This is a genomic window from Lysinibacillus mangiferihumi (genome assembly GCF_003049665.1).
GTDB lineage: Bacteria > Bacillota > Bacilli > Bacillales_A > Planococcaceae > Lysinibacillus > Lysinibacillus mangiferihumi.
Genome location: NZ_PYWM01000011.1, coordinates 14,208 through 28,504 on the forward strand (window position 1 = coordinate 14,208; position 14,297 = coordinate 28,504).

General features: G+C 35.9%; 16 protein-coding genes. All 16 read left to right on the forward strand.

Annotated elements, in window-relative coordinates; all coding sequences use genetic code 11:
• Positions 1-12 precede the first annotated feature (12 nt).
• The 16 genes from C9J37_RS11860 to C9J37_RS11935 all read left to right on the forward strand — a co-directional run bounded on the left by C9J37_RS11860 (position 13) and on the right by C9J37_RS11935 (position 14,297).
• Positions 13-426, forward strand: a complete 414-nt coding sequence (locus tag C9J37_RS11860) for a TIGR03826 family flagellar region protein (RefSeq protein WP_107895513.1) — start codon at positions 13-15, stop codon at positions 424-426.
• Positions 427-615: 189 nt separating this feature from the next.
• The gene (gene flgM, locus C9J37_RS11865; RefSeq protein ID WP_024362470.1) at positions 616-876 is read left to right on the forward strand and encodes a flagellar biosynthesis anti-sigma factor FlgM; all 261 of its coding nucleotides are present in this window, start codon (positions 616-618) and stop codon (positions 874-876) included.
• Positions 877-903: 27 nt separating this feature from the next.
• On the forward strand, positions 904-1,404 hold the full coding sequence (locus C9J37_RS11870; protein ID WP_107895514.1) for a flagellar protein FlgN: 501 nt from the start codon (positions 904-906) through the stop codon (positions 1,402-1,404).
• Between the two features lie 34 nt (positions 1,405-1,438).
• Complete coding sequence (flgK, locus tag C9J37_RS11875) at positions 1,439-2,986, forward strand: flagellar hook-associated protein FlgK (protein WP_107895515.1); 1,548 nt, start codon at positions 1,439-1,441, stop codon at positions 2,984-2,986.
• A gap of 41 nt (positions 2,987-3,027) precedes the next feature.
• Complete coding sequence (flgL, locus tag C9J37_RS11880) at positions 3,028-4,023, forward strand: flagellar hook-associated protein FlgL (protein ID WP_107895516.1); 996 nt, start codon at positions 3,028-3,030, stop codon at positions 4,021-4,023.
• Positions 4,024-4,148: 125 nt separating this feature from the next.
• Positions 4,149-4,715, forward strand: coding sequence for a DUF6470 family protein (locus C9J37_RS11885; protein WP_107895517.1), 567 nt, complete (start codon positions 4,149-4,151; stop codon positions 4,713-4,715).
• A gap of 16 nt (positions 4,716-4,731) precedes the next feature.
• Entirely contained in the window at positions 4,732-5,175 is a 444-nt protein-coding gene (gene fliW, locus C9J37_RS11890) for a flagellar assembly protein FliW (protein ID WP_107895518.1), read from the forward strand.
• Positions 5,175-5,393 carry a carbon storage regulator CsrA gene (csrA, locus tag C9J37_RS11895; RefSeq protein ID WP_107895519.1) on the forward strand — a complete coding sequence of 73 codons (219 nt, stop codon included), beginning with the start codon at positions 5,175-5,177 and terminating at the stop codon, positions 5,391-5,393. The genes fliW and csrA overlap by 1 nt, the downstream gene beginning before the upstream one ends.
• A gap of 279 nt (positions 5,394-5,672) precedes the next feature.
• Complete coding sequence (locus C9J37_RS11900; protein WP_107895520.1) at positions 5,673-6,950, forward strand: flagellin N-terminal helical domain-containing protein; 1,278 nt, start codon at positions 5,673-5,675, stop codon at positions 6,948-6,950.
• Positions 6,951-7,137: 187 nt separating this feature from the next.
• Positions 7,138-7,479 carry a DUF8042 domain-containing protein gene (locus C9J37_RS11905; RefSeq protein WP_107895521.1) on the forward strand — a complete coding sequence of 114 codons (342 nt, stop codon included), beginning with the start codon at positions 7,138-7,140 and terminating at the stop codon, positions 7,477-7,479.
• Positions 7,480-7,496: 17 nt separating this feature from the next.
• Complete coding sequence (locus tag C9J37_RS11910; RefSeq protein WP_107895522.1) at positions 7,497-9,326, forward strand: motility associated factor glycosyltransferase family protein; 1,830 nt, start codon at positions 7,497-7,499, stop codon at positions 9,324-9,326.
• Positions 9,323-10,324 (forward strand): NAD-dependent 4,6-dehydratase LegB, encoded by a 1,002-nt coding sequence (locus C9J37_RS11915; RefSeq protein WP_107895523.1) that lies wholly within the window; start codon positions 9,323-9,325, stop codon positions 10,322-10,324. The genes C9J37_RS11910 and C9J37_RS11915 overlap by 4 nt, the downstream gene beginning before the upstream one ends.
• Positions 10,321-11,475, forward strand: coding sequence for a LegC family aminotransferase (locus tag C9J37_RS11920; RefSeq protein ID WP_107895524.1), 1,155 nt, complete (start codon positions 10,321-10,323; stop codon positions 11,473-11,475). Before C9J37_RS11915 ends, C9J37_RS11920 begins: the two co-directional genes overlap by 4 nt.
• A gap of 2 nt (positions 11,476-11,477) precedes the next feature.
• A complete protein-coding gene (neuC, locus tag C9J37_RS11925; RefSeq protein ID WP_107895525.1) occupies positions 11,478-12,605 on the forward strand; it encodes a UDP-N-acetylglucosamine 2-epimerase in 1,128 nt (375 codons plus the stop codon).
• On the forward strand, positions 12,602-13,681 hold the full coding sequence (gene neuB, locus C9J37_RS11930) for an N-acetylneuraminate synthase (protein WP_107895526.1): 1,080 nt from the start codon (positions 12,602-12,604) through the stop codon (positions 13,679-13,681). The genes neuC and neuB overlap by 4 nt, the downstream gene beginning before the upstream one ends.
• Entirely contained in the window at positions 13,674-14,297 is a 624-nt protein-coding gene (locus C9J37_RS11935) for an acetyltransferase (RefSeq protein ID WP_107895527.1), read from the forward strand. Before neuB ends, C9J37_RS11935 begins: the two co-directional genes overlap by 8 nt.

Here is a 14,297-nt window from a genome sequence, read left to right on the forward strand (position 1 = left end):
GAGGAAGAAAAGATGGCTGAGGTTCGAAATTGTCCAAAATGTAATGAGTTTTTTAATTATACAGGGGTCAGAGAAGTATGTCATAAATGTGCACAATCGGAAGAGGAATTATATCAAATTGTTTATCGATTTTTACGCAAGCGTGAAAACCGTGCTGCGACAGTAGAACGAATTGTAGAGGCAACTGGAGCTGAAGAAGAGTTATTATATAAATGGGTGCGCAAAGGTCGTTTACAGCCGGCAATGTTTCCAAACTTAGGTTATCCATGTGATAACTGCGGCCATTTAACGACAACGGGGAAATTATGTACAAAATGCCAAGATGAATTAAAGGCAGAGCTTCGCACATTTGAGGCAGCGAAGGAGTTTCGTGAAAGCGTGGAACAACATGATAAAGTAACTTATCATGCTGAACGCAAAAAATAATGTTGACATCACGTAAATGTTCGTGAAATGGGCAACGAAGGTAAATTATACACCTTACAAGATGGTTGATAAGCGAAAGTGTGTTAATTTTAAACAAAATTAGCACACTTTTTTATATTAGAAAACTTAACATTGTTGGAGACAATCCGAAATAATAGTAAGATAAGCTTTTAAGATAGGGGGATGAACATGAAAATCACATCTTATGGTGTTAATGCAGTAAATGCCTATAAAAATCAAGTACGCAATGTGAAATCTGACACAAATAAAGCGTCATTTGCTGACAAAATTGAAATTTCAAAAGCCGCTCAGAACATGCAAGGTGTTACTACTTACAGTGCAGAACGTGCAGAGCGTGTACAACAGCTAAAGGCTGATATTGATTCTGGAGAATATAAGGTCAATGCTCGTAAAGTTGCTGAAGATATGCTGAAATACTATCGTTTCTAAGAAATAACAGAAAGGGTGTTTAGCAAAATGTCTGTAGAGACGATTTGTTCTACATTAACAAAGCTAGAAAGAATGCATAAAAGCTTGCTCGAACTAGCCTATAAAAAAACAGAAATCATAAAAACTGGCGATATGAAAGCACTTGACCAAATGCTCAAGGATGAGCAGGCGCATGTAGCGGCTATCGATAAGCTCGAGCAACAGCGTCAGATACAGGTAACACAATACCTGGGAGCAAAAGGAGTTGCATCCACTGACAAAATGACTGTCGCTGATGTCATCGAAGCTGCTGAACAAGATGCTGAAAAAGACACACTATCAGCTGTTCGCAATCGACTCATGTCAATTATTAAGGATTTACGCAAACAAAATGAACTCAATCAAAAATTAGTATTTCAATCATTGCAATTCGTCAATCTTACATTAGATGCGCTACGTCCGCGTCCAGAGCAAATGAATTATTCGGGGCGTGAAGTGCGCGGTACGAATACAAGGGCAAAAAAATCGTACTTCGATTCTCAAGCATAATTTTATTAAAACGTGATTAAGGGGAGGAACAAGAATGCGCTCAACATTTATGGGCTTAGAAACAAGTAGAAGCGGTTTATTTACACAGCAATCGGCTCTATATACAACAGGTCATAATATTTCGAATGCCAATACACTTGGCTACTCACGTCAACGAGTAAACATGCAAGCTACACCAGGATTTCCAACAGCGGGTTTAAATACACCAAATTATCCTGGGCATATGGGAACAGGGGTAGAAGCTGGTTCCATTCAACGCATTCGCCATGAGTTTATCGATCGACAATTCCGTCAAGAAACGAACAAGCTAGGGTATTGGGAATCACGCTCAAGTGCAATTTCTCAAATGGAAGATATTATGGATGAACCATCTAAATTTGGTTTAAACGCAGCATTGGAACAGTTTTGGAAAGGTTTGCAAGATGTAAGTGCTACGCCAGAAAATGCCTCATCACGTACAGTGGCGATTGAGCGTGCTAATCATTTAGCACAATCATTTAATTATATGGATACGCAACTAAAGACGATTCAAGGCAACTTAGGTAACGAAATTAGTGTTTCGACAGACCGCATTAATTCATTACTAAAGCAAATTGCTTCTATTAATAAGCAAGTGCAAGAGGTTGAGCCGAATGGTCATGTACCAAATGATTTATATGATGCACGCGATGTGTTAATCGATGAATTAAATAGTTACATCCCAGTTTCAGTTGAACGCGTTCCTTCAGGAGGACTTGCATCTAGTGTAGCAGAGGGTAGCGTAACAATTACATTCAAGCCATATGGCACAAATACAGAAATAAAACTAGTTAATGGTAAAGATGCTGCGAATATTGAAGTCAACAGTGGCACTACACAAATTGATGGCACAAATTTAGCGAATCTTTTTACAAGCATTAAAGTAAACGGCACAGGAAAAGCAGATTCAGGCACGATTACATATGACCAGCTTGAGCCGGGGAAAGGCAAATTATTATCTGTAATTGATTCATACGGTTATGAAAGTGCAACAGGTCCTAAAGGCTATTACCCTGAAACAATGGTAAGAATCGACAAACTTGCTTCCGAATTTGCCAATGTCTTTAATGCAATGCATAAGCAAGGATTCGATTTCACTGGTGCTCAAAGTACAATCGATTTCTTTGAACCTATAGATAATACAAAACCATTGTCAGCAGGCAATATTAAAGTAAATGATGCGCTTTTGAAAGATTCTTCAAAGTTGGCTGCATCTAAAGGGGCAAACGAAGAAGGAAACGGTAAATGGGCACTTGAACTGTCGAATATCCAGTCAAAGGTTCAAGCGAATTTAGACGGCGCAACATTTAAGTCATTCTATCAAGGAATTATTGGGAAGCTTGGTGTCGATGGAGAAGAAGCAGGGCGTTTAAACAAAACTTCTCAAACACTTCTTGTCACAATCGGCAATAATCGTGCTTCAATCACTTCAGTATCGCTTGATGAAGAAATGACGAATATGATTACATTCCAACAGGCATATAACGCCAATGCACGTATGATTACCGTTATCGATGAAACATTAGACAAAATTATTAACGGCATGGGCCGTGTAGGAATCTAAACTAAATTGAGTTTTACAAAAAGGAAGGAGCTTTTACAAACATGCGCGTAACACAATCTATGTTATCGAATAACATGCTTCTGAACTTAAATAATAGTTACGGAAAAATGTCGAAGCTACAAGACCAACTTAACTCTGGATCAAAAATAACGAGACCATCAGACGACCCGGTTATAGCAGTAAAAGGGATGGGTTATCGACGGGATTTGGGTGAAGTTGAACAATATTCACGTAATATGAATGAAGTGAACAACTGGCTAGATTCATCTGACGAATCACTAAATCAAGTAGGTGAACAGATGAAGCGAGTGCGTGAGCTCGTAATTCAAGCGGCTAATGATACAAATACACCAGATGAACGAGCGAAAATTAAAACTGAAATCGATCAAATTCGACAACAACTTCAAGATGTGGCTAATACAAAAATTGGAGATCGATATATATTTAGTGGAACAAATACAGGGAAACCTTTATTTTCAGATGCGACTCCACCTAATGCAGACGGCACTAAAATAATTAATGCTGATTATACGCTTTACGATGGTACGGCTGTCCCGTCAGCCTCAGCTGATAAACTCAATGCTCCAGATGGTAATGTGCAAATCGAAGTATATAATGGAATTCAACTAAAGGTAAATACTAATGGGGCAGACTTGTTTGGGAATGTGGATGCTTTAATGGGTAAAATTTCTAATCTTTTAGATCCTGCAAGATTGCCGGGTCCAGCAACAGGGTCGGAAATAAGTGAAGCTTTAGGTGGATTTAAAACGGATAGTAAGTCGGATGATATTACGAATATACACAACAAAATATTGGAAGCTCAAGCTGAAGTGGGTGCTCGACAAAACCGAGTTGAATTAATGGAAAATCGTTTATCTATTCGTGAATTAGGTGTGACGAAACAGATGTCTATTAATGAAGATGTAGACTATTCAAAAGCTATTACAGAAATGGTAACTTCAGAATCAATTCACCAAGCTGCATTATCCGTAGGGGCTAAAATAATTCAACAAACATTAGTAGATTTTATTAGATAAGAAAATTTATATGACTCTGAAAAAGCGTTGTAACAGAATCAATAGTATTGCATTAGCTACTAATTAATTTATAAAAAGCGTTTGGACAATTTGATCCAGACGCTTTTCTTAAAGGAGAGATAATCATGAGACTCCCGCAAATTCAAATTCGTACAACAGATGCCAAGTTAGACCTTCAAATTAGCAAACCACAACAGTCTATAGAACAACCGAGGGCTACGCAAACGATTGAACAACCTGCAGCCATTTTAGAAATCAATACGACGAGAGGTAAATTAGAAATCGATTCATCACAAGCAAGACGTGATTTGGGGTTGATTGGACCTATTGAAGCGACCAAAAATGCTGCACAGGAAGGCAAACAAGCAGCCTTAAGTGGTGCTGCACGACGCGCTCAAGAAGGAAGACAAATGATGATATCCGCTGGAAAAGGACAAGGGCGATCGACAATCCAAAATATTGCAAAGCAAAATACAGGACCACATCGACCAGGACCCTATAATATCAAGTTTGTGCCATCTATCGGGTCTGTGAAAATTGACTATACACCAGGGACAACTGACATTAATATTGAACGTAGAGAGCCAATTATTGACGTAAAGGTTAACAAACCAATCTATGAATACACACCTGGAAAAGTAACTGGTACAATGGTACAAAGACCAGATGTAGAAATCGATGTTATTGGATAAGGGGCGCAAATAATAGATGAAACTTAATACAAAATTTTTAGGTGAAGTAGAAATTGCAGAACAAGATATTCTTACCTTTGAGCAAGGCTTACTTGGCTTAGAAGATGAAAAACAATTTGTGTTACTACCTATAGATACTGATACACCAATGGCACTTTTACAGTCATTAAAACACGTAGAAATCGGATTTATCTTAGCCTATCCGTTTGCCTTTAAAAAGGATTATAGCTTTGAAATTAGCCAAGAAGATCGTGAGGAGCTACAAATTGAAAAAGAAGAGGATGTTCTTGCCTATTCAATTGTTACAGTCAAGGAAAATTTCCAAGACTCCACACTTAACCTGCTAGCACCAGTAATTATCAACGGCCAAAAAAAATGTGGCAAGCAAATTGTTTTGCAAGATAATAAGGCTTATCCATTGCGCTACCCGTTGCAGACAATGGAAGGAAGTGCAAAATAATGCTAGTGCTTTCACGAAAAAAAGACCAATCGATTATGATTGGCGACCAAATAGAAATTAAAATTCTTGCTGTCGAAGGCGAACAAGTAAAGATTGGCATCGTCGCACCAAAGTCAGTTATTGTACACCGGGCTGAAGTATTCGGTGCCATTCAAGCGCAAAACAAAGAGGCGTTAGTCGTAACACCAAACTTCCTTGAGCAACTGAAAAAGAAATAGAAAATATTAATATCAACAACTTTTAAGCACCTAATTGTTAGATAGGCATCTAGCAGTTAGGTGCTTTTAATTTTTACCAATCCAACGGTAGTCGCTTCGTTCACAAATTTATCACAGCCTTAAATAAATATAAAAAAATTTTCAATAAACTATTAAACATTCAAAACTCGATACGATATAGATAGTGTAAGGCATAGCAAGTACAAAATACGACCTAAGCCGACAACATTCCACACGGACGTGGAATGACCAAAACAAACATTCAAGGAGGAATTCCAAATGAGAATTCAACACAACATTTCAGCATTAAACGCACACCGTAACTTAGGTGCAAACAACACTCAAGCTTCTAAAAACCTTGAGAAATTATCTTCAGGTTACAAAATCAACCGTGCTGGCGATGACGCTGCAGGTTTAGCAATCTCTGAAAAAATGCGCGGACAAATCCGTGGTCTTGACATGGCAACTAAAAACTCTCAAGACTCAATCTCTTTAATTCAAACAGCTGAGGGTGCTCTTAACGAAACACACTCAATTTTACAACGTATGCGTGAATTATCTGTACAATCTGCGAACGACACAAACGTTAACACTGACCGTGAAGCGTTACAACAAGAAATTGAGCAATTAACAAAAGAAATCGATCGTATTGCTAACACAACTGAATTTAATACGCAAAAACTATTAGATGGTGGTTTCAATGGTACTTTCCAAATTGGTGCTAATGAAGGCCAAACAATGGAAATGGGCATCAATCGTATGGATGCTTCTGCATTAGGTTTATCAGCAACTTCTACTGTTCAAGCTGATGTTGCAGCTGCTGGTGGTGGAGCATTAAAAGAGGGTAGCTACAAAGTTTCAGGCGGTAGCGTATTCGATGCTAACAGCAATAAAGTAGGTAAAGTAAGCGGTCAAAAAATCCATATTAATGGTAATACTACTGAATCATATGAGTTTACAGCTGCAAAAACATCAGTAGCTAATGGTTCTGTTATTACAGTTAAAAAAGATGGCGCTGCAACATTAAAAACTGATTTAGCTGGTGGTGCTAAAGAATTAGCGGCAGGTAGCTATGAAATCGTAGGCTCTAAAATTTATAAAGATAAAACTGAGGTTGGTTCAGTTGATGGTGCAGGTAATGCATCTATCGCAGTAGGCGATAAAACACTTACATTTACTGCCACAGATTTAGGATTATCAGGTACTTTAAGTGGTGGTACAGGTGCTAACGATATTAGCAAATTTAATGTTAATGGCGTTGAAGTATCAACACGTGAGCAAGCTGCTGGAACAATTACAACAATTGACACAGCAATCAAATCAGTATCAGAACAACGTTCAAAATTAGGTGCAGTTCAAAACCGTTTAGAGCACACAATTAACAATTTAGGTGCTGCTTCAGAAAACTTAACAGCTGCTGAATCTCGTATCCGAGATACAGATATGGCGAAAGAAATGATGGAATTCACGAAGAATAACATCTTAATGCAAGCTGCACAATCAATGTTAGCTCAAGCTAACCAACAGCCTCAAGGCGTTCTTCAATTATTAGGTTAATTGATGTAAATTAATAATCTAAATTAATGATTTATGAAGTCGGGGTCGAAAGTTTTCTTTCGGCTTTCGGCTTCATTTTTATTAATAGCTAATATGAGCGTTTTTAAATTGAATTTATAAATTTGCTCTTTAATTTGTCGATATAAAATAGTGGGATAATGAATAAATTATATAAAGGATGAAAAAAATGAATATTAAAGAACTGAAAGATTTATATTATGAATATACTCAAAGAATTGCTCCAGGTATAAACAGTATTGTATTAAAATTACGTTCAAACGATTTAGAAGCTGCTTTTGCAGATATTTTTAATTTTTCTGAAGGTATAGAAGCATTAATTAAAATTGAGCAAGCCTTGATGAGTGAAAGCTATAAGATAAATAGCCGTATTACAGAAGCAACAGAGATTTTTCTTCAGGTAAATGAAGCAATTGAACAAGAGGATATTACATTAGTTGCAGATATATTTGAATATGAAATTTTACCACTCTTTGTAAGTTGTTCTGAATGGACATTTGAAAAAAAATAGCATCTTTGGAGGGCATTATGTTAGCAAATAATATTAAAATATTGAAAAAACGATTTAGTAAAACTTATACATCTGTATCGAGTGTTGAACCGCATTATAAAATTATTCCATCAAAATCAGGCGAACCAACGTTAGTAATTAATCAAAATGAGAAGATGATTAGCTACCATAGTCGATATAATCCAATAGACGAAGCAGAAAAGTTTATTGAGTCAATTAATGAGTTAAATAATGTAAATCATGTTTTGCTAATAGGCGTGGGACTTGGGTATCATATTAAGGGGATATTGAGGAAATATCCAAATATGCAATTTTCTATTTTTGAGCCTAATTTACAAGTTCTCCATGCATTTTTAAATTTCTTTGATTTATCTGAAATCAAAGAAAAAAATTTAATAAATGTTTTTCATTCTCTTGAAGATATTGTTAATATAGAAAAACTATTACGTCTAGTTATAAAAAGTTCTACAATGGCTATATTCCCAACAGCTCTTCGGATGGATAAAGAAAAAATTGAACAAGTAATCTTTTATATTAAAGATCAATTAAATGATAAAAAATTTAATTTGTTGACAGATGTTACTTTTCAAATGAGATGGACACAAAACTCCATTTTGAATTTAGCTGAGGTAGTACAAACACCAAATTTATTTTTACATACTAAAGCAGTAAGCTATTTAAAGGGTGCATCTGTTATTTTAGTGTCTGCAGGTCCATCTTTAGATTTAGAAATTGAAAATTTAAAGAAGATAAAAAAAGACAGATCTGCTTATATATTTGCTGTTGGATCTGCTGTAAATACATTAATTGCAAATGAAATTATGCCAGATGCTTTATTTAGCTATGATCCCACTGAAAAAAATGCAAATGTAGTGCAAAAAATTAAAGAACTTCAATTGCCTATACCACTAATCTTCGGAAGTAGTATTGGTTATGAAGTGTTACAAAATTATCCTGGACCGAAAGTACACTTTTTTATGAATCAAGATTCGATTTCCACAAATATCGTATCAAGTGAACAATCAAACATAGTAGCAGATGCACCATCCGTAGCAGCAGTTACTTTAAATATACTATGTCAAATGGACGTACGACATATAATTTTAGTGGGACAAAATTTAGGACTTGTCAATAGAATGGTTTATTCTAGTGGCATAGAATATGCTACTCAATCGGTTGATACTACAGACAGTAGTAGCTATATAGAAACATCAGACGTGTTAGGGAATACAATGCTAACTACAAATGGTTTTATGCAAATGAAAGAAGCTATGGAAGGGATAATCGCTTACTACCCATCGAAAGTAATAAATACAACATTTGGCGGAGCCCATATTAATAATACTGAATATATTACTCTATCAGATGTTATGGAAACAATTCTGACAAAGACTGATGTTGTAGCAAATGATATTTTTTCAGGTAAAACAGGTTATAAAATCGATGAAGTAAAAGAGAGGTATTCTGAATTAGAAAATAGTTTTGATGTGCTGTATAGTACATTTGAAAAGCTATTAAAAATTCATGCTGAAATAGTGAACTCTTTTGAAAAGGGTATTATTTCAAAAAGTGAAAATCTATTTGTACAATTTGATAATAATTTTTCTAAGGTAGAACAATCCGTATTTTTCTTAAGAGTAATTGCACCCATTACACGTGCTCAATATAAAGAGCTAGTTGCTCGATCATATGAAGTGAATTATGAAAAAGTACCCCGTAAAAAGATTGATAAATTTATCGAAGTTTATACTCCATACTTAAGAGCTATGTATGTAACACTTATCCAGGTGCAAGACATTTTTGGGCAACTAAAAAATTCAATAACTTATAAAGAGGTATTTAAATGAAAAAGAAGATTTTAGTAACTGGAGCAGATGGCTTCATAGGCTCCCATTTAACAGAAACATTAGTACGACAAGGTTATGATGTTCGTGCATTTGTTTATTATAATTCATTTAATTCATGGGGCTGGTTAGATCAGTCTTCGGCGGAAATCAAATCATCATTAGATGTATTTTCAGGAGATATTCGTGATCCTTATGGTGTAAAAGAAGCGATGAAGGGGTGCACGCATGTCCTTAATTTAGCAGCTTTAATTGCAATTCCATATTCCTATCATTCTCCAGCAACTTATGTTGATACCAATGTGACAGGGACTTTAAATGTTGTACAAGCTGCGAAAGAATTATGTGTAGAAAAGGTAGTTCACACTTCTACAAGTGAAGTATATGGAACAGCGTTGTATGTACCAATTGATGAAGAACATCCATTACAAGGACAATCACCTTATTCTGCTTCAAAAATAGGTGCTGATCAAATGGCTTTGTCATTTTATCGCTCATTTGATACACCTGTGTCAATTATTCGTCCGTTTAATACATATGGACCACGCCAATCTGCTCGAGCCGTTATACCGACAATCATTAGTCAGCTAGCAAGTGGCAAAACAAATATTAAGCTTGGAGCTGTAAGCCCTACACGCGATTTTAACTATGTAAAGGATACCGTTAACGGTTTTATATCTGTTATGAATGCTACTAGTTCAATCGGTGAAGTCATTAATATCGGATCAAATTATGAGGTTTCTATTGGTGAAACTGCACAAATGATTGCAGATATTATGGGTGTAGATTTAACGATTGAAACGGATGAACAACGTTTACGTCCTGAAAAAAGTGAAGTCGAACGTCTTTGGGCTGAGAACAAAAAGGCAAAGGAACTACTTGGTTGGGAGCCACAATATGGTGGCAAAGAAGGCTTCCGTAGAGGTCTTGAAGAAACGATAGAATGGTTTACAAATCCTAAAAATTTATCTCAATATAAGGCAGATGTTTATAATATATGAATACTCAATGGTTGGAATTCACAGATAATGTAAAGCAATTTTACGGAAAAGATTTTGTGCCGTTACATGAGCCTACATTTAATGACAGAGAAGTTGAATATGTCACGGATTGTGTTAAAACAGGTTGGGTTTCCTCAGTTGGAGCCTATGTAAATCGGTTTGAGGAAGATTTGGCGAAATTTGTCGGTGTTAAACGTGCCGTTGCTGTAGTAAATGGTACGGCTGCGCTGCATATTGCATTAAAGGTTGCAGGTGTAAAAGCGGAAGATGAAGTGTTAATGCCTTCACTTACGTTTATTGCAACAGCCAATGCTGTGTCATATTTAGGTGCAGTTCCCCATTTTATAGATGTTTCCATTAATACATTAGGTGTTGATGCAGATAAATTAAAAATCTACTTAGAACAAATTGGAAAACTACAAAACAATCAGCTTTATAATAGAGAAACAGGAAGACGTATTTCTGCGCTTGTACCAATGCACACATTCGGTCATGCGGTTGATATAGAAGGTTTACTTAAAGTATGTGATATGTATAATGTGACGCTTGTTGAAGATGCAGCAGAATCATTGGGTACTTATTATAAAGGAAAACATACAGGTAGCTTCGGAAAAGTTAGCGCATTGAGCTTTAACGGCAATAAAATAATGACAACTGGCGGTGGCGGTGCAATTGTGACAGATGACGATGCACTAGCTGACTATGCAAAACATTTAACAACAACTGCTAAAATACCACATCGTTGGGCATATGAGCACGATGAAATCGGATTTAATTACCGTATGCCGAATATAAACGCAGCGTTAGGCTGTGCGCAATTAGAAAAAATGCCCTTATTTATCCAACAAAAACGTGAGTTAACAAAGCACTATGAGCAATGGTTAGCTGATATAGAGGGTGTCCAATTATTTGAAGAGCCTGCAAATACTAGAAGTAATTATTGGCTACAAACTATTCTACTCGATGAGCAGTTTAATCGAGATGAGGTGTTGGCGTTTTTAAATGAGCAAGGTGTCATGAGTCGACCTATTTGGACACCGATGCACCACTTAGCAATCTATCAAAACTGTCCGAAATCAGACTTACGTGTAACAGAACAGTTAAATAAAAGTGTTGTTAATATTCCTAGCACACCCAAAAGTGAGGGATAATGATGAAACGTAAAATTTGTATTGTAACTGGTACTAGAGCGGAGTACGGTCTACTATCAAATCTTGCAAAAAAACTTCGAGAAGATCAAGAATTTGATTTACAAATGGTTGTTACAGGCATGCATTTATCTCCAGAGTTTGGAAGCACTTATAAAGAAATAGAAAATGATGGCTTTTTTATCAATGAAAAGATAGAAATTCTTTTATCTGCTGATTCTCCAACCAGCATTGTGAAATCAATGGGACTTGCTACAATTAGTTTTGCAGACGCATTTAATCGTTTACAACCAGATTTACTCATCATTTTAGGTGATCGATTTGAAATGTTAGCGGTCGCTCAAACTGCGCTTATTATGCGAATTCCTATTGCTCATATACATGGAGGTGAGTGTACGTTTGGTGCGTATGATGATGCTATTCGTCATTCTATTACAAAAATGGCAACATGGCATTTTACAAGTACAGAATCCCATAGAAAACGTGTTATTCAATTAGGTGAATCTCCGGAACGTGTCTTTAATGTTGGAGCTATGGGTATAGAAAATATTGTGAATTTAACTCTACTGACACGTCAGGAACTATTTCAAACACTGCAACTAGATGAGCAACGACCTATGTTTTTAATAACCTATCATCCTGAAACGAATGGTCATAATAATGGAGTATACGAATTGTTAAAGACACTAGAAAATTACCCTGATATTAATTTAGTGTTTACGAAATCCAATGCTGATAATGGTGGAAGGTTTATTAATGAGGCAATTCAACAATTTACTTTAAAACATAGCAATGCCAAAATATTTGATTCACTCGGTCAGTTAAAGTATTTAAGTACAGTGAAGCATGCTGATGTTGTCATTGGGAATTCTTCAAGTGGATTAATTGAAGTACCTTATTTAGAAACACCTACTGTTAATTGTGGAAGTCGTCAGGAAGGGCGTGAGCATCCCAATTCAGTATTTGATACAAATTTGGATGCTGAAAATATACTTATTTCCATTGAAAAGGCAAGAACGTTTAGCGATAAGTATGAACATATATTTGGCGATGGAATAGTATCTGAAAAAATAATATCAGTATTACGTAGTTTGCCTTCATTTTCTATTCAAAAGGGGTTTTATGATCTATGAAAAATAAAACATATATCATTGCTGAAGCAGGTGTCAATCATAATGGGTCATTAGAAATGGCAAAAGAGCTTGTGATGGTTGCAAAAAAAGCAGGGGCAGACGCGGTAAAATTTCAAACCTTTAAAGCTGAAAATCTAGTTACAAAGAAAGCACAGCAAGCAGCATATCAAGTTGAAAATTTAGGTGAGGCTTCTTCTCAATTTGCGATGTTGAAAAAACTAGAATTAACTTATGATGAATTTATTGAATTGCAATCATTTTGTCAATCAAAGCAAATAGAATTTCTATCGACACCTTTTGACTTTGAAAGTGTCGATTTTTTACTAGATGAAATTGCAATTGCCACAGCTAAAATTCCTTCAGGCGAATTAACGAACGCACCATTTATTCATTATATAGCGACAAAACAAAAACCAATAATTTTATCTACTGGAATGGCAACTATTGAGGAAATTCATGAGGCATTAGCATTTATAGCTTATGGTTTAGTGAAATCGAAGGAACCTGTTACGATAGAGCGCGTCAACGATTTTTATGCTTCTCAAGAAGCTAAAGAAGCGTTAAAAAAATATTTAACATTGTTACATTGTACAACGCAGTATCCAGCGCCAGTGGATTCTATTAATTTAAAATCTATGATTGAAATGGAAAGAATCTTTCAATTACCGATTGGTTTATCAGACCATTCAGAAGGAATCCATATTCCACTAGTAGCAATAGGTATGGGTGCAACGGTAATAGAGAAACATTTTACGTTAGATAAAACGTTAGAAGGACCAGATCATGTGGCATCTTTAAATCCTGATGAACTTAAGTCCATGATAAAAGGAATTAGAGAAGTAGAGCAGGCATTAGGAAATGGCATAAAAAGTCCAACATCTATAGAACTTCAAAATCGGATTCCAGCACGGAAAAGCATAGTTGCTAAACAAATGATACAAGCAGGTGAAAAATTCTCTGTTAGCAATTTAACTGTAAAAAGACCTGGAGATGGTATGCAACCTTCTAAATACTGGTCTCTTATCGGTGAAATTGCCTCAAAATCATATGAAGAGGATGAGCTAATTGATGAATAAGCCGATTATTATGATTGGGAATGGTGGACATGCCTCGGTACTAACTGAAATTTTATTAGCACAGAAGGAAACAATTATCGGATTTACTGCACCCACTTTAGAAGAAAATGCTTTTGGTTTAACTTATTTAGGATCTGATGAGGTAATAGAAGAATATAATCCATCTGACATTGAACTAGTACTTGCTATAGGGACAATTAAACCGTCCCCATTACGAGAAAAAATCTTCAATATATTTACGCAAAAAACGTATCATTTTAAATCTGTCATCCATCCTTCAGCCATTATTGCCCCTTCCGTTCAATTAGGTCAAGGTGTTCAAATAATGGCTGGTACTATTATTCAAACGAATACAACAGTTGCCGATAATAGTATTATAAACACTGGTGCGCTGATTGATCATGATTGTCAAATAGGTTCCCATATACATATTGCGCCAGGCACAAAAATATCAGGCAGTGTCCATATAGAAAAAGGAACACATGTCGGAACAGGTGCAACAATTATCCAAGGCATTCATATAGGATCAAATTGTTTAATTGGTGCAGGGGCTGTTGTGGTTAGTAATTTTGCAAATGGCATAAAAGCAGTTGGCGTACCTGCTAAGGAAGTGTAA

Excerpts from the sequence above, each read along its gene's own strand:
- C9J37_RS11860 (WP_107895513.1), top strand. The coding sequence starts at position 13 with ATGGCTGAGGTTCGAAATTGTCCAAAATGTAATGAGTTTTTTAATTAT.
- flgM (WP_024362470.1), top strand. The coding sequence starts at position 616 with ATGAAAATCACATCTTATGGTGTTAATGCAGTAAATGCCTATAAAAAT.
- C9J37_RS11870 (WP_107895514.1), top strand. The coding sequence starts at position 904 with ATGTCTGTAGAGACGATTTGTTCTACATTAACAAAGCTAGAAAGAATG.
- flgK (WP_107895515.1), top strand. The coding sequence starts at position 1,439 with ATGCGCTCAACATTTATGGGCTTAGAAACAAGTAGAAGCGGTTTATTT.
- flgL (WP_107895516.1), top strand. The coding sequence starts at position 3,028 with ATGCGCGTAACACAATCTATGTTATCGAATAACATGCTTCTGAACTTA.
- C9J37_RS11885 (WP_107895517.1), top strand. The coding sequence starts at position 4,149 with ATGAGACTCCCGCAAATTCAAATTCGTACAACAGATGCCAAGTTAGAC.
- fliW (WP_107895518.1), top strand. The coding sequence starts at position 4,732 with ATGAAACTTAATACAAAATTTTTAGGTGAAGTAGAAATTGCAGAACAA.
- csrA (WP_107895519.1), top strand. The coding sequence starts at position 5,175 with ATGCTAGTGCTTTCACGAAAAAAAGACCAATCGATTATGATTGGCGAC.
- C9J37_RS11900 (WP_107895520.1), top strand. The coding sequence starts at position 5,673 with ATGAGAATTCAACACAACATTTCAGCATTAAACGCACACCGTAACTTA.
- C9J37_RS11905 (WP_107895521.1), top strand. The coding sequence starts at position 7,138 with ATGAATATTAAAGAACTGAAAGATTTATATTATGAATATACTCAAAGA.
- C9J37_RS11910 (WP_107895522.1), top strand. The coding sequence starts at position 7,497 with ATGTTAGCAAATAATATTAAAATATTGAAAAAACGATTTAGTAAAACT.
- C9J37_RS11915 (WP_107895523.1), top strand. The coding sequence starts at position 9,323 with ATGAAAAAGAAGATTTTAGTAACTGGAGCAGATGGCTTCATAGGCTCC.
- C9J37_RS11920 (WP_107895524.1), top strand. The coding sequence starts at position 10,321 with ATGAATACTCAATGGTTGGAATTCACAGATAATGTAAAGCAATTTTAC.
- neuC (WP_107895525.1), top strand. The coding sequence starts at position 11,478 with ATGAAACGTAAAATTTGTATTGTAACTGGTACTAGAGCGGAGTACGGT.
- neuB (WP_107895526.1), top strand. The coding sequence starts at position 12,602 with ATGAAAAATAAAACATATATCATTGCTGAAGCAGGTGTCAATCATAAT.
- C9J37_RS11935 (WP_107895527.1), top strand. The coding sequence starts at position 13,674 with ATGAATAAGCCGATTATTATGATTGGGAATGGTGGACATGCCTCGGTA.